The organism is Milkweed yellows phytoplasma str. MW1 (genome assembly GCF_000309485.1).
Lineage (GTDB): Bacteria > Bacillota_I > Bacilli_A > Acholeplasmatales > Acholeplasmataceae > Phytoplasma.
Genome location: NZ_AKIL01000040.1, coordinates 1 through 16,622, shown reverse-complemented (window position 1 = coordinate 16,622; position 16,622 = coordinate 1). Strand labels below are relative to the sequence as shown.

General features: G+C 28.5%; 13 protein-coding genes. 8 read left to right on the top strand and 5 right to left on the bottom strand.

Translation table 11 applies throughout. The annotated features are described in order from the left end of the window. Positions 1–47: 47 nt before the first annotated feature. From pheS to RI76_RS00820, 8 genes are all read left to right on the top strand, one after another. Entirely contained in the window at positions 48–1,082 is a 1,035-nt protein-coding gene (pheS, locus tag RI76_RS00855) for a phenylalanine--tRNA ligase subunit alpha (RefSeq protein ID WP_017192242.1), read from the top strand. A 50-nt stretch (positions 1,083–1,132) separates the two neighbouring features. Beyond that, positions 1,133–3,523, top strand: coding sequence for a phenylalanine--tRNA ligase subunit beta (gene pheT, locus RI76_RS00850; RefSeq protein ID WP_017192241.1), 2,391 nt, complete (start codon positions 1,133–1,135; stop codon positions 3,521–3,523). Between the two features lie 14 nt (positions 3,524–3,537). Next, positions 3,538–4,455 (top strand): ribosome small subunit-dependent GTPase A, encoded by a 918-nt coding sequence (gene rsgA / locus RI76_RS00845; protein WP_017192240.1) that lies wholly within the window; start codon positions 3,538–3,540, stop codon positions 4,453–4,455. Positions 4,456–4,554: 99 nt separating this feature from the next. Continuing rightward, positions 4,555–6,378, top strand: coding sequence for a translation elongation factor 4 (gene lepA / locus RI76_RS00840; protein WP_017192239.1), 1,824 nt, complete (start codon positions 4,555–4,557; stop codon positions 6,376–6,378). 71 nt (positions 6,379–6,449) lie between these two features. Beyond that, on the top strand, positions 6,450–7,745 hold the full coding sequence (locus RI76_RS00835) for an ABC transporter ATP-binding protein (protein WP_017192238.1): 1,296 nt from the start codon (positions 6,450–6,452) through the stop codon (positions 7,743–7,745). A 6-nt stretch (positions 7,746–7,751) separates the two neighbouring features. Continuing rightward, positions 7,752–8,600, top strand: coding sequence for an ABC transporter permease (locus tag RI76_RS00830; protein WP_017192237.1), 849 nt, complete (start codon positions 7,752–7,754; stop codon positions 8,598–8,600). After that, entirely contained in the window at positions 8,584–9,384 is an 801-nt protein-coding gene (locus RI76_RS00825; RefSeq protein WP_017192236.1) for an ABC transporter permease, read from the top strand. The genes RI76_RS00830 and RI76_RS00825 overlap by 17 nt, the downstream gene beginning before the upstream one ends. Further along, a complete protein-coding gene (locus RI76_RS00820) occupies positions 9,377–10,573 on the top strand; it encodes an extracellular solute-binding protein (protein ID WP_017192235.1) in 1,197 nt (398 codons plus the stop codon). Before RI76_RS00825 ends, RI76_RS00820 begins: the two co-directional genes overlap by 8 nt. A 281-nt stretch (positions 10,574–10,854) precedes the next feature. Here RI76_RS00820 and RI76_RS00815 read toward each other — a convergent pair whose 3' ends face one another. From RI76_RS00815 to RI76_RS00795, 5 genes are all read right to left on the bottom strand, one after another. Beyond that, complete coding sequence (locus RI76_RS00815) at positions 10,855–11,643, bottom strand: ABC transporter ATP-binding protein (protein WP_017192233.1); 789 nt, start codon at positions 11,641–11,643, stop codon at positions 10,855–10,857. Then, positions 11,640–12,623, bottom strand: coding sequence for an oligopeptide/dipeptide ABC transporter ATP-binding protein (locus RI76_RS00810; RefSeq protein ID WP_017192232.1), 984 nt, complete (start codon positions 12,621–12,623; stop codon positions 11,640–11,642). Before RI76_RS00810 ends, RI76_RS00815 begins: the two co-directional genes overlap by 4 nt. 156 nt (positions 12,624–12,779) lie before the next feature. Then, entirely contained in the window at positions 12,780–13,646 is an 867-nt protein-coding gene (locus RI76_RS00805; protein WP_017192231.1) for an ABC transporter permease, read from the bottom strand. A gap of 37 nt (positions 13,647–13,683) precedes the next feature. Further along, complete coding sequence (locus tag RI76_RS00800) at positions 13,684–14,613, bottom strand: ABC transporter permease (protein WP_017192230.1); 930 nt, start codon at positions 14,611–14,613, stop codon at positions 13,684–13,686. 97 nt (positions 14,614–14,710) lie between these two features. Further along, positions 14,711–16,291: an ABC transporter substrate-binding protein gene (locus RI76_RS00795; RefSeq protein ID WP_017192229.1), complete on the bottom strand. Its 1,581-nt coding sequence runs from the start codon at positions 16,289–16,291 to the stop codon at positions 14,711–14,713. Positions 16,292–16,622: the final 331 nt, after the last annotated feature.

The following is a 16,622-nucleotide window of genomic DNA, read 5'->3' as shown; positions in this document are numbered from 1 at the left end:
TTAATTTTAAAAATTTATGAAAAATAAAGGATTTAAAAGGTTATTTTATGAACCCAAACATTATTGAATTTAAAAAAAAAATAACGACTTTAGAGGATCAAATTGCAACAGATATTCAAACTATTAACGATATTAAACAGTTATACCAAGCCGAAGTAGAATATATTGGTAAAAACGGTCAAATAGCCGTTTTATTGAAGGAATTAAGAAATTACTCTTTAGAAGAAAAAAAAACCATCGGGAAAGCTATTAATCTTTTAAAACAAAAAATAAACACTTTATTTCAAGAAAAAACATATGTTTTAGAACAAGAACAATTAAACCAACAATTAAAAGAAGAAGAAACGGATATTTCCTTACCTTCTTTTCAATTACCAGTCGGAACCATTCATCCTTTAAATAAAATCCTCGAACAAGCGGAAGACTTTTTTTTAGGCATGGGTTATTCTATTTATGATGGTAAAGAAATTGTGAGTGATTTGTATAATTTTGAATTAATGAACATTGGTAAAGAACATCCAGCAAGAGACATGCAGGATTCTTTTTATTTAAATATTACCCCTCAATCACTCTTAAGAACCCACACTTCTTCTGTCCAAATTCAAGCTATGTTAGCAAGTAATTCCCAACCTTTAAAAGTTATCTCTTATGGCAATGTTTTCCGTAGAGATAAAGATGATGCGACTCATAGTCATCAATTTACCCAATTAGAGGGCTTTGTTATTGATAAACACACTACTTTAATAGATTTAAAACAAACTATTATTATGTTTGTGCAACATATTTTCGGTACAGAACAGAAATTATTATTCCGTCCTTCTTATTTCCCTTTTACTAATCCTAGTTTAGAAGTTGATCTAATTATCAAACAAAAAGGTGAAAAAGACGTTTATTTAGAAGTTATGGGAGCAGGGCAGATTCATCCCGAAATTTTAAAAAACGGTGGTTTTGATCCAGAAATTTTCCAAGGTTTCGCTTTTGGTATCGGTATCGAAAGAATCACAATGTTAAAATACGGTATTAAAGATATTCGTCATTTTTATAATAACGATATGCGTTTTTTAAAACAATTCGCTAAATAGTTTTTATCATCTTTTTTTAATCAAATAATTTACTAACAAGGAGTTATCTTATGATAATTAACGAAAATATCTTAAAAAAATATCTTTTTCCGCTGCCCAATGATTTAAAAGATTTAGTCAATAACCATATTATTGAAGTTGAATCCACAGATCTTATTAACCCTAACCAAGAGTTAATTATAGGGGAAATAGTACAATTTGAAAAAATACCTCAGGCAGCTAAACTTAATTTAGTGCAAGTTAATATTGGTAAGGAAGTTTTATCTATTGTTTGTGGAGCTTCTAATTTAGCGGTCAATAAAAAAGTAGTAGTAATCCAAAGTGGATCTTATTTAGACACTATTAAAACGACTATTGAAAAAAAAAACCTTTACGGGGTCGAATCTAACGGTATGATTTGTTCCGCTGAAGAAATCGGTTTAAATCTGAAATATTTAACAGATCAAGAAAACACCGAAGAGGGGATTTTACTTTTAGGTGATGACGCTCAAGTAGGACAATCAGCTCTAGAATATCTTCAATTACAAGGTTCTTTTGTGGAATTAGCTTTAACTCCTAATAAAGCGGAGTTATTGTCTCATATTGGTTTTGCGAAAGATTTAGCCGCTATTTCTAGGCCCAAACAACATCTTAACTTTATCGCCCCTTCTTATGAACCTATTCGCGAAGAACAAGAAGTTAACCCTTTTCAAGTGAAAATCAATAATGATCATTGTTGGGAATATAATCTACGTTATTTAACGGATGTGAAAGTGACTACTAGCCCTTTATGGTTAAGAAATATTTTAAATACCAGTCATATTAAACCAGTTAATAATGTAGTGGATATTATGAACCTAGTTATGATCGAATATGGTATTCCTATCATCGCTTTTGATGCTAGTGATTTAAAAAAACCTACTATTGAAATTAATCAAGCTCTTTCAGGGCAAAAAGTGGTTGATGCTGAGAAGAACGAATATCTTTTAAACGAAGAAGATATAGTGATTACCAACGATAAAAAAATTATTTCAGTAGCGGGTATGATTAATTCTGTTGAATACAACATTAATCGCCAAACGCGAGAAATAATTCTTTCCACAGCTGCTTTCCAAACAGAAAATGTTTTTAAAACGAGTAAAAGGTTAAATATTCAAAATGAAAACGCTTTACGTTTTAAAAGAGGGATTGATCAAGCATTATTAAAAGAAGCTTTAGATAAAGCGACTTCTTTATTGCAAGAATTAACTTCAGTTAAAGTAAACCAAAAAATGGTTTCTTCTCATTTGAAAACACGTCAAAACCCTGTTTTAACTTTCTCTTTAAAAAAGATTAATAAAAAAACTGGGATTAATTTTTCATCCCCAGAAGTCATAGATATTTTAACTAAATTAGATTACCAAATTAAAACTTCAGAAAATAACGTTTTTCAAGTGGTTGGCCCATCTAGACGTTATGATGCGGAAATTTATGAAGATGTTATCTCTGATTTAGTTCGTATTCGTGGTTATAATGATATGGATGTTTCAGAAAAAAGCCAATATAAAACTATTGGTTTAAGAACTAACCGTCAACAAGGTTTATATAAATTAAGAAGTTTATTAGCTAATTTAGGTTTTATGGAATTAAAAACTTATAGCTTATTAAACGAAACTCTTTTTAAAATGTTTTCTAATAGTCAAGAGTATGTTTCAGTAACTAAACCTATCTCGCAAGAAAAAACTATTTTAAGACAAAATTTAGCCGCTAATATGACAGAAGTCTTAAGTTTCAATCAAAAAAATAATAACCTAAATAACGCTTTTTTTGAAATTGGTAAAGCTTATTATGCCGACCGAGAAATCATGCATTTATCTTTAGGTTTAAGTGGTTTATTTTTCAATTCCAGTTGGTTGAAACAAGATATCGAAAGTTCTTTTTTTGTGTTAAAAGGAGTCTTGGAAAGAATTCAACTTTTTTTAAACATAGATTTAAAGTTAGTAAAAACTAAGGAATATGCGAACCTTCACCCTGGTAGACAAGCTAATATTGTCCTAGATAAGGAAAAAATTGGTTTTATTGGCGAGATACACCCTAATGTTAATAACGCTTATCATCTAAAAAAAAGTTTCCTTTTAGATATCACTTTAAAAGATAGCTTTTTTGATGAACCAAAGACCATCGTTTTTCAAAATATTAATAAATTCCCTTCTATCACTAGAGATTTAAGTTTTTTAATTAACCAAAAATACACTTTTGAAGAAGTATCTTTATTTTTACAACAAGAAGTGTCAGATATTTTAGTCAAATACGAACTTTTAGATCTTTATCAAAATAAAGATTTATCGACTGATGAATATTCCTTATCTTTCAGGTTTACTTTTAAATACAATCAACAAAGTTTACAAAAAAACAATGTTGAAAAAATAATGACTAAAATAGAAGATAAATTAAAACAATCGTTTCAAGTCCAAATCAGATAAGGTGGTTCATTTTTTTGCGTAAAGGAATTATAATTGAATTTTTAACTAAAGATTATGTTATTGTCGATCTAGAAACTAAAAAAAAAATTCATGCCCAAGTTAAAGGAAAAATACAAAATATTAAAAATAATTCTGATACTGCGGATTACTCCAAAATAAAAGTGGGCGATATAGTCATGTTTGAACGTAAAAAAAACCAATTTTTAATTGATAGCATTGTTCCCCGTACTAACGAATTACAAAGACCTAGTATCGCTAATATCAATCAAGTCTTTTTAGTCTTTTCTTTGGTACAACCGAAGTTCCATTTTAAATTATTAGATAAATTTTTAATTATTTTGCAAAGATTCCGTTTAAAAATAATTTTAATTTTTACTAAAATAGATTTAGTGGAATCATCCAAAATAGACCTTTTAAAAAAGAAAATATCTTATTATGAAAAATTTTATCAGGTTTTTTATGTGACTAAAACTAATAAAGAAGGTTTAGATGTTTTATACCCTCTTTTCAAACAGCAAGTCACCATTTTAGCCGGACAAACCGGAGTAGGTAAATCTACTTTATTAAATTCTTTAACTTCGCTTAATTTAAAAACTCAAGAAGTTTCTAAACATTTAAGTAGAGGGAAGCATACGACCAAAAACTCGAAATTGTTTTTTTTTCATGAAGGATATATAGCGGATACTCCTGGTTTTTCGAAACTAGATTTATCAGAAATTAAAGTTGAAGAAATTAAAAATTTTTATAATGATTTTGTCCTTTTATCTGAAGAATGTTTTTTTGGTTATAGTTGTTTACATATTAATGAGAACAAATGTAAAGTCAAAGAAGCGGTAGAAAATAGTTCCATTCCTCTAAAAAGATATAATAATTACCTTTCTTTTGTAGAAGAAATTAAGAACAAAAGAACCAAATTTAAACATAAAACATGATAATTTTTGGATTTTAACTTTCTTTTGATCATAAAGATTAAAATAAAGGTAAAATGATATCAGAAACTCATTTTTTAATTAAGAAAGTTGTTTATTGATATGAATTTTGATAAAATTAACCAAAGACAAAAAAAAATACGTAATTTTTCTATTATCGCTCATATAGACCATGGAAAATCGACTTTAGCGGATAGGATTTTAGAAATAACTAATACCATTGAAAAAAGGTCGATGAAATCTCAATATTTAGATTCGATGGATTTAGAACAAGAACGTGGCATTACTATTAAATTAAATTCAGTGGAAATTATTTATCAAGCGAAAGATGGGGAAGAATATATTATGCATTTAATTGACACTCCGGGACACGTGGACTTTAGTTATGAAGTTTCACGTGCTTTGGCCGCTTGTGAAGGGGTTTTATTAATAGTAGACGCTTCGCAAGGAATTCAATCCCAAACCTTATCCAACGTTTATTTAGCTTTAGAAAATAATTTAACTATTATTCCGGTTTTAAATAAAGTAGATTTACCCAACGCTGATGTAGAAAAAACTAAATTAGATATTCAAGATACGTTAGGACTAAATACAAATACTATTATTTCCGCTAGTGGTAAAACTGGTTTAGGAGTGGCGGCAATTTTAGAACAAATCATTACTAACATCAAACCGCCTCAAGGGGATGCTGCTAAACCTTTACAAGCCTTAATTTTTGATTCCACTTTTAACACTTTTAAAGGAGTTATTCCTTATATTAGGATTGTTAACGGCATAGTTAAAAAAGGCGATAAAATCCATTTTATGGCGAGTAAAGCTGTTTATGAAGTGATTGAAGTAGGTATTTTTAACCCTCATCCTTTTAAAAAAGATTTTTTAGCAGCAGGCGATGTAGGTTATCTAACTGCTTTTATTAAAAATATGGACGCTGTGAGAGTGGGAGATACCATTACTTTACAAAAACACAATAATGCAGAAGCTTTACCAGGTTATCGTCAAATCAATCCTGTAGTTTTTTGTGGACTTTATCCGGCGGATACAAGTAAATACGAAAGTTTAAAAGAAGCTTTACAAAAATTAAAATTAAACGATTCTTCTTTACTTTATGAAAAAGAAAATTCTAATGTTTTAGGTTCTGGTTTTAGGATTGGTTTTTTAGGCCTTTTACATATGGAAATTACCCAAGAAAGAATTGTTAGAGAATTCGGTATCGAAGTAATTATTACCGCTCCTTCGGTAATTTTTAATGTGTTTACTAAACAAAATAAAAAAATTATTATTGATAATTTAAACAAATGGCCTAATAACCAATCTATCGAAAGAGTAGAAGAACCTTATATTAATGCTTTTATTACTTGTCCGGAAATGTATATTGGAGCAGTCATGGAGATTTCTCAAAATAAAAGAGGCCAATTAGAGAATATTCAATATTTAAACGATCAAAGGGTAACTCTGAATTATCTATTACCTCTTTCCGAAGTAATTTATAATTATTTTGATAAATTAAAATCCGCGACTAAAGGTTATGCATCTTTTGATTATCAATTAGATAATTATCGTCCTAGTAAATTGAAAAAAATGGATATTTTATTAAATTCTGAAGTAGTGGAAGCGTTGTCTTTCATCGTACATGAAGATTTCGCTTATAACAGAGGGAAAGCTATTTGTCAAACTTTAAAAACCATGATTCCCAAACAAATGTTTGAAATTACAATTCAAGCGGCTTTAGGGAAAAAAATTATCACTAGAGAAACGATTAAATCGATGCGTAAAAACGTGATTGATAAATGTTATGGTGGTGATGTTACTAGGAAGAAAAAACTTCTTTCCAAACAAAAAGAAGGTAAAAAGAAAATGAAAACAATAGGAAGAGTTAAATTACCTCAAAAAGCCTTTTTAGCTATTCTTTCGGCCAACGACAATTAAGATTTACATTGTCTTAATAGCTTAACAAGAGACCAAAGGTTATTTAATTTATTCAAAAGAGGTTGAAAAACATGAGCAATTTAATCGAATTAAAAAACATTAATAAAGTCATCGATAATCAAATTATTTTAAAAGATATTAACTTAGAAATCAAAACTAATGAATTTGTGACTTTATTAGGCCCTTCAGGATGTGGAAAAACCACTATTTTAAAAATTATCGGTGGTTTTGATGATTTTAGTAGCGGAGATGTTCTTTTCAACAATAAAAGCATTGTTGATGTGCCGCCGCATAAAAGATTAATTAACACTGTCTTTCAAAAATATGCTTTATTTCCTCATTTAAATGTTTTAGAAAATATCGCTTTTAGTTTAAAAATAAAAGATTTAAATTATGAAACTAATCAAAAAATCAAAGCTTTAAAGGTTAAAACTCAACGAGAGATAAACGTTTTAATTGAAACTTATCAAGAAAAAATAATGGCTAAAACCTCCTCTAAAAAGACTTGGTTACAACGCTGGTTCAAAGTGGGTTTTGCGCCAGAAATCAAAGCATTAAAACAAGAGTTAAAAGAAAAAATAAACCTGATTAATCAAGAACACCAAAAAAAAATAACTCTTTTAAAAAAAGACCTTTTAACTTATCAAGAAAAAAATGCTTTTATCAAAAAGACTGTTTTGCATTATTTAAAATTAGTTGGTTTAAAGGGGTTTGAAAATAGAGATATTAACCATTTATCAGGCGGTCAACAACAAAGAGTCGCTATCGCGAGAGCTTTGATTAATAAACCCAAAGTCTTATTGTTAGACGAACCTTTAGCGGCTCTGGATTTAAAATTAAGGCAAGAGATGCAATACGAATTAAAAGAAATTCAAAGAAATTCTGGGATTACTTTTATTTTTGTGACACACGACCAAGAAGAAGCTTTGGTTTTAAGCGATAAAATCGTAGTTTTAAAACAAGGCGAAATTCAACAAATAGGCACTCCCCAAGATATTTATAATGAACCAGCTAATAAATTTATCGCCCAATTTATCGGGGAATCTAATTTAATTCCTGGAGTGATGAAAAAAGATTTTTTAGTGTGGTTTGACGATAAAGAATTTGTTTGTGTAGACCGTGGTTTTGATGAAAATCAAAAAGTAGATGTAGTAATTCGTCCGGAAGACATTGATATTATCAAATGGGAAGATGGTTTAATCCAAGGGATCGTCCAATCCGTTTTATTTAAAGGAGTTCATTGGGAAGTAATTATTAACAATAAACATCGTAATTATTTAATCCATACAACGGATTTTGTGCAAGTGAATAGCCAAGTCGGGATTACTTTCAATCCAGAAGATTTACATATTATGGAAGTATGGTGAACAAATATGTCATCCTCACGCACCAACAAAACAAATAAAATTTATAAATGGTTGTCTTTGCCTTACTTTATCATTATTGTTTTTTTAGTGATTGTGCCTATTTTAATTATTTTATTTGATTCCTTTCAACAATATAACGACCAAAAATTAGTCAAAATAGTTTTTACCACTGAATATTATCAAAATTTTTATAAGAATCTTAATTTTATTTATGTCTTATTGAGATCGATTTCGATCGCTGTTATCGCTACTTTTTTAATTATCCTTTTATCTTATCCTTTGGCTTATATCGTTTCTAAACGCCATGTCTTAATCCAACCGATATTAGTGTTATTGATTAATGGGACTATTTGGATTAATATGATTTTAAAAACCCAAGCTTTGGTGCAAATTTTTTCTTTAATGGAAAGGTGTTTCGGTATAAGGATTTTAGAAAGCGATATCGCTATGTTTATTGGTTATATTTACTTATTTTTGCCTTATATGTTTGTTTCTATTTATTTGAGTATCGTGAAAATAGATCCGAACTTGGTGGAAGCGGCAAAAGATTTAGGAGCTAACGAAAAACAAATTTTTACTAAAGTAATTTTCCCTTTGTCTTTGCCAGGAGTTTTAGCCGGAACTGTTTTAATTTTATTACAAATAGTTACCAATATTGTTGTACCTAAATATTTAGGACCCACTACCGTTACTTCTATTAGCGAACTAATTGAAAATACCACCTTTTTAAACGGGGATATAAAAAGTGCTTGCGTAATGGCAGTTAATTTAACTTTGTTAATGTTTTTAATTTTAACTTTTTTTAAAAAAAGTAACAAATATAAAGGTAATAATGATTATGCAAAAGAAAAATAAAACTAATTTTTCCTCTCTCTTTTTGGTTTTGATGATGATCTTTATTTATCTTCCTATTATTTCCTTAATTATTTTTTCTTTTAATGAAAACGAAGGAAGAATAGCATCTTTAGTGCATTTTAACAAATTTGGGATTAAATGGTATTATAAAATATTTCAAGATAATTCGATTAAATCCACTGTTATAGTTACTTTTCAAATCGCTTTCTTATCGACCTTTTTTGCTACTATTTTTGGAACTTTAGCGGCTATTTCTTTAATGAATTACAAAAATAAATGGCGTAAAGTGATTTTAAATGTTAACCAATTGCCGATCATTATTCCGGAAATAATTAACGCTTTAGCGTTGTTTGTTTTATTTAGTTGTGTGGGTTTAACTAGTGGTTTTTGGCGTATGTTATTAGCTCATATTTCTTTTAGTGTACCTTATGTTTTGGTCACTGTTTACGCTAAATCCTCTACTTTAGATATAGATTCAATTGAAGCTTCTTATGATTTGGGCGCTACACCCTTGCAAACCATTATCAAAGTTTTTTTGCCTCAATTAAAAGGTTCGATGTTGGCTGGTGCGAGTATCGCTTTCGCTTTATCTTTTGATGATTTTATTATTTCTTATTTCGCTGGTGGAGCAGACTATCAAAATATATCCGCTTATATTTATAGCTTAAAAGGAACCGTTAATCCTACTATTAACGCTTTATCGTCTATTTTAATTTTATTTGTGCTAATTAAAATTTTATTAAATTATTTAAATTTAAGAAAAGACTCTAAAAAACATGAATAAAAAAAAATATCTTTTGCGGATCGGTCTTTTGATGGTCTTTTTTAGCATTTTTTATTTAGCATATAAAATAATGAGAAAAGACTCTTATTCTCATCCAGAAAAACAAACTATTATTTTGTTTAATTGGGGCGAATTTATAGAACCAAGTCTTATAACTGAATTTAACAAACAATCAACAAACTACGTCATTAAACAAAGTTTTTTTTCTTCTAATGAATTGGCTGTTAACAAAATTAAATCCGGGGATAAATACGATATTGCTATTTTGAGCGAATACGCGATAGAAAAATTAAACAAAGAAGATCCGAATTTATTGGAACGAATTGATTACGATAAAATTGATAAATTTAAAGGAAAAAAAGAAATAGGCGAATTGACAAAAACATTTAAAGGCGTATATGATAATAAATTACCTCAAAATATAAAACCTTACACTATTCCTTATTTTTGGGGCAATTTAGGTTTATTATATAATAAAGAAAGAATAAACAAGGATGAAATCCAAAATTGGAAAAATTCAATGATGAATCCGGAAAAGAAAATTTCTTTATATAATAATTCTTTTGAAGGTATTTTTATCGGTTTAAAGGCTACTGGTGGGAATATTCAAAACCCTACTTCAGATCAAATCATTAAAGCTAAAGAGTGGCTATTAGACTTGAAAAACACCAATAATAAATTATCTTTTGTTACTGATCAACTTCTTGATCAAATGAAAATCCAAGGCGAAGAAAAATACGATATTTCTTTAACTTATTCCGGTGATGCTAGATTCTTAATGAAACAAAATAAAAATTTAGATTTTTATCCTTTTGATGAAGGCGACGAAAAAGAACGAGGTACCAATATTTGGGTTGATAGCATCGTGTTACCGAAAAATGCGAACACCAAAGGAGCTTATGAATTCATCAACTTCTTGTTGGACAAAAAAAATATAAGCAAAAACGCCGAATTTATCGGTTACGATTCACCTTATAAGGAAACAAAAAATGGCGAATTACAGATTGAAATAAAAGACGGCGATCAAATGTATCAATATAATAAAGAAATAAAAAAAGAAATAAATGATTCTTGGAATGAAATTTACGCTCACCCAAGACCACAAGATAATTATTTATTATTTATCAATTTATTCATTATCTCGCTTCTGCTTCTCTTCCGATTTATCAAATATTTTCGTAAAAAATAAAAAGGAGGAATATTAATTCATGAGCGCCGAAAATGTCATATACATTTAGAGTCAATTTCTTTTTGTTCATTTTCATGTTAATTTTTGCAATAAAAACAGTTCAACAAACAAATTAATGGAAGAAAAAATAAATTATTAGAAACCAATAATGCTTTATTGGAAGAAATAAATCAAAATTTAAAAACAAAAAATAATTTTCCTAATAATAAAAAAGACGCTTTAAAAGGGTCTTTTTTATCTTTATAATATTACAATAATCTATTTATATCAACTGGGTTTATTTATATATCGGTTTTTTTAAAATTAGCTAATAATGATTTAGTATAAGGGTGTTGTGGATTATGTAGGATCGCTTTAGTAGAACCTTTTTCTACCACTTTGCCTCCGTACATAACGATAATATCATTTGCCATTTGAGAAACAACCCCTAAATCATGAGTAATGAACAAAATAGAGATCTTTTGTTCTTTTTTCAATTCATTCATTAAGTTTAAAATTTCTTTTTGCACGATAACATCTAAAGCAGTAGTCGCTTCATCAGCGATTAAAATTTTAGGTTTACAAACTAAAGCGATGGAAATCATAACTCTTTGACACATGCCGCCGGATAATTGATAAGGATAGGATTCCATAATTATTTGGGGATTTTTAATTTTTACTTTACCTAACATTTCTAAAGCTTTATTATAAGCTTCTTTTTTGTTCATTTTACGGTGTAAAATTAAAACATCCATTATTTGGTTTTTAATTTTAAAAACTGGATTCAGACTTGCCATAGGATCTTGGAAAATCATTGCTATTTCGTTGCCACGAATTTTCTGCATTTCTTGAGCGTCAAACTTAGAAATAACTTGTTTGTTAAAAACAATTTCTCCTTGGTGTATTTTTTGATTGGGTTCAAACAATTGTAAAATAGACATAGCTGTTTGACTTTTGCCGCTACCAGATTCTCCTACAATACCTAAAGTGCGCCCTTCTTCCAATTCAAAACTAACCCCTTCCACCGCTTTGATGAAGCCTTTTTGAGTTTGAAAATAAGTATGTAAATTATTAACTTTTAATAAACTCATGCTTTTTTACCATCCTTTTGACTGATTTTTTTATTTTTAATAGTACAAGCGACAAAATGATTAGGAGACACTTCGTGCCAATCTAGATCTTTTTGATCTGATCTGTATAAAAAAGAGACTTTATCAGTTTCATATGTAATTTTAAAATAATTTTCTTTTTCTGTTTCTAACTTAGGAATAGCGTTTAATAATTGTTTGGTATAAGGGTGTTGGGGATTTTTAAAAATTTTCTCTGTAGGCGCTAATTCCACTAACTTACCCAAATACATGACCGCTATACGATCGCTAATATAACGCGCTACTCCTAAATCATGAGTGATAAACAAAAAAGTCAATTGATATTGTTTTTTTAAATCATCCAAAAGGGTTAAAATTTGCTCTTGAATAGAAACATCTAAGGCTGAGACTATCTCATCACAAACGACAAATTTAGGCTTTAAAATCAAAGCTCTAGCAATAGATATCCTTTGTCTTTGTCCACCAGATAATTGATGAGGGAAACGATCATAAAAAGATAAATCAACTCCACATTTTCCCATTATTTGCAAAATCATCTTTTTATATTCAGGATCATTTTTGCTTTTCACCATTTGATGAATCAATAAACCTTCGCCAATAATATCTCCTATTTTCAAATGAGAATTTAAAGAAGAAAAAGGGTCTTGGAAAATAATTTGTAACTCTTTTCTCAATAAACGTGTTTCTTTGTTCGATAAAAGCGTTAAATCTATTTCCTGTTCGTCTTTATAATAAAAAACATGACCCGAAGTAGGTTTTTCAATTTGTAAAATAGTTTGTCCTAAAGTTGATTTTCCCGAACCAGAGCCGCCCACAACACTTAAAGTTTCTCCTTGAAAAACGGATAAATTAATATTATTATTAGCTTTTAAAACGATATTATTTTTTTTCGCAAAAGCCCTTTTTAAGTCAAAAAATTTAGATAAACTTTGTGTTTTAATTAAAATTTTATTTTTTATCATTTTTTTCAAATCCTTTTTATTTGTTTAAATAAGACTTAAAAACACGTTTTTTATTAAAAAGAAATCTTTTTTAGAGGAACCCATTATCATTCTTTTATCATCCTCAAGAAATCTTTTGGTTAGCAATCTTTTTACGATTAGTTTAAAAAAGATTTATTATTCTTGTTGTTCGTTTTTCGGGTCAAAATATTCCATCAAACCAGAACCTATCAAATTAAAAGATAAACACGTTAAAACGATCACAATAAAAGGTCCTAAAAACAGATGGAAATAAAATCTCATATCACTTTTACTGGAACTTAAAATACTTCCCCATTCAGGAATTTGTGGATCTAGGCCTAAACCGATAAAACCTAGTCCTGAAGCGGTTAGAATAGCAGATGACATGCTTAAAGTAATTTGAATGATGAAAAAAGACGTTAAATGAGGCAAAAAATGTCTAAAAATAATTTTGATATCGCTCGCCCCTAACGCTTTAGAAGTTTTAATAAAATCTTTTTGTTTTATTTGCATCGTATTAGCTCTCATCACTCTGATAAAAGAAGGAATACGAGAAATACTTAAAACAATCACTAACGAAGTCATGCTTTTATTTAAAAAGAACATAATTACGATAGCTAAAATAAAATCAGGAAAAACTACTAAAATATCACATACAAAATTAATCACAGTATCAAAAAATCCTCTAAAATAACCCGCCATAATTCCTAAACAAGAACCTATTATGCTACTTATTACAACAGAATAAAAAGCTATTTGTAAAGAAATTTTAGCTCCATATATCACTCTACTAAATAAATCTCTACCAGTGGAATCAGTTCCCATCCAATGGGCCCAACTAATTCCTTGTAAGCGTTTATAAGGCGATACATTAGGATTTTTGATAAAAGAAAAAAAAGGCATCATAAAAGAAAATACAATTAAAAGGTTTAAAAATAAAGAACCAATTAAAATCTTTTTATTGCTTTTGATTGTTTTAAACATCGTATGAATTGATTGTGGTATTTTTTTTATTTTTAACATTTAAATTTAATTATCCTTTTTTTGAACATTTATGTATTTAAATTTTTTTATTTATACGAGGATCTAATAAAGTGTAAACAAAATCTAACAATAAGTTAAAAAGGCTAATGAATAAAGCTAATAAAATGATGCTTCCTTGTAATACTAAATAATCTCTATTCTCGAATGATGAGATAATTAAACTTCCAATTCCTTTAATGTTGAAAACGAATTCAGTAATTATAGCGCCACCGATTAAATAACTAAACATTAAGCCTATATGAGCCACAACAGGAATTAACGCGTTTTTTAAAGCATATTTAAACATAATATGATTTTTGGACAATCCTTTAGCGTAAGCTGATTTGATATAAGGTTGTTCTAATATTTCTTTCATACTGGTTTGAGTTATTTTAAACACCGAAACACTCACGACTAAAGATAAACTTAAAACAGGTAAAATCATAGCTTGCAGAGCGTCAAAACCTGATCTAGGCAAATGAAACATTTTTCCTAAATATAATTGCATTAAACAAGCGATAACAAAAGTAGGAGACGACATGACAAAAACAAAAAAACCGTTTAAAAGTAATTTTTTGTTCTTACCTTGCCAATAAGACGAAAGAACACCGAATAAAATACCTAATAAAGAACCAAATAGAGTGCTCAATAACGCTAATTTAAAAGTGTTATGAAAAGCTTTAAAAAATAATTTTACGGCTGGCAATTTATCATTATAATACGAATTGCCGAAATCAAAATGCAAAAAAATTTGTGTTAAGTAGTTGGTAAATTGTTTTAACAAAGGCAAATCAAGCCTTAAATCGCGTTCTAAAGCTTTTCTTTGTGCTGGGTTACCGCCTTTCAATCCTGCAATCGCACTAATAGGATCGCCAGGTATTAATTTAACGGTAAAAAAACTTATAAAAATAACAGATATAAAAATCATCATGTTATAACAAAATTTTTTTGAAATGTATTTTATCATTTTTTATCCTCAAAATTATTTTATTATTTAAAAAAGAATGATGGTTTTTAACCCAAATATAAAAATATGTAATTCGGATTAAAACTCATCATTTTTTTTATGCTAACTTTTTTATTTTTTCCCAATTTATTCTAGAAAAAATATCGCATGTAAAGTCTTTTATTTTAGAAGATTTTAAAAAGTATGTGTTTCCTTCGTATATAGGTATTACATAAACTTCATCATTTAAAATTTGTTGAACTTCTTTTACTAAAGTTGTATATGTTTCTAAATTGCTTTCTTTTTGAGCTTGTCTCAATTTAGAATCGATCACTTCGCCTTTATCTTTATCTGTTGCATCGCCTTGTTGAATGTGAGACAAAGCATATTCAGAATCCTTTAAGAAATAATCACATAAAGCTTTGTGACCGTAACCCATTTCATGCAATTCGCCTAATAAAACCATATTATAGGAAGAAGTAGGTTTTTGCACTTCTGCTAACAAAGCATTAAAGTCAGGCATGTCTATTTCAACATCAAAACCAGCTTCTCTTAAACTTTCTGTTATTTTATTAGGAAGAGAACTATTTTCTTTATTGCTACAACCTAATTTAATTTTTCTATCTTCAGCTGACAATCCGTTTACTATTGTTTTAGCTGCGTCCATATCGTATTCGCGTTTAATTTGTTCATTGTGTCCAACTAAAAGGCTTGGAATGTAACTATCTAAGGGTGTTCCAGACAATTGTAAAGAAGAAATTATTGGAGGGAAATTTAAAGCTAAACTGATCGCTTGACGTGCTGGTTTTTTTGTGCGCGCTGCATTCATATAAATTTGAACACCCTTAGCGCTTGTATTTTCTACTATTTCTAAACCTTTAAGTGTTCCGTTAGATATTTTTTCTTTTAAAAAATCAACTTTATCAGAGGTAACATCTACAGTTAAGTCAATTATTCCTTCTTCTAGTTCTTGTAAAGTGGTTTCAAATGATTTTTGAATTTTAACCATCAATTTTTTCGAACTTTCTTTGATGGCTTCTTTGTTCCAATAATTTTCAAAAAGTTCAAACGAAATTTTGTCATCGCGTTCATAATTAACTAATTTATATGGACCTGCGCCGATTTTAACGCCTTGATTATTGTCGGATTCAACTGCAGATTTACATAAAATTCTATATCTTTCGAAAACAGAAGCCCAGTATGGAATATCATTTTTAATTGTAACTTTTACTTTTTTATCATCTAAAACATTCAAATCTTGAATCATATCTGAATAATCATTATTATTGTTGTTTATACCTTTTTGAAGAGAATATACAACATCTTCGGTTGTTACAAGTTTGCCGTTATGAAAAAAAATATTATCGCGAAGAGTGAAAGTAATTTCTTTCCCTTGTTTATCACATTGTTCAGCCAGTCTACCAATTGTTTTGTTATTAACATTATCAAAAACAATTAAAGTATCGTGAACGGCTAAATAAAATCTTTCGGACATTGCAGAACTGGAATGTGATTTGTTAGTCGGATCGAAACCGTTAATATCTCCTTTCCAAACCATATTAACAACAGTTTTTTTGTCCTTATTATCTGCCCCTTTTCCAAGTTTGTAAACATAAAGCGCACCATAAACTAATAAAAAGCCTAATAAAACGCTAGAAAATATAATTACTAATTTCTTATTATTTTTTATTTTTAACAATTATAAATCTCCTTTTTTATTTAATTTTATCAACAATTGAATGAAAATATCTTCATGTAATTATATTTTAACAAATCTTATCTAATAATGTTGCAAATTAAAATATTTTTTAAAAACTGATGAATTGTTATGTTTTTTTTAGACAAATTTTGTCTCTAAAATTATTCTTTAAGACTAAAAATTAAGTATATAATTTCCTATCTTTTCAAAATAACAAAACATTGTCATTAGAAGAAAAAGTGTCTAAAGTTTTGGAACACTTCAATATCAATATAAAAATATAAATATTATTAAATAACTTTTTTTAAGGATAAAAGTTATTTCTTAAATA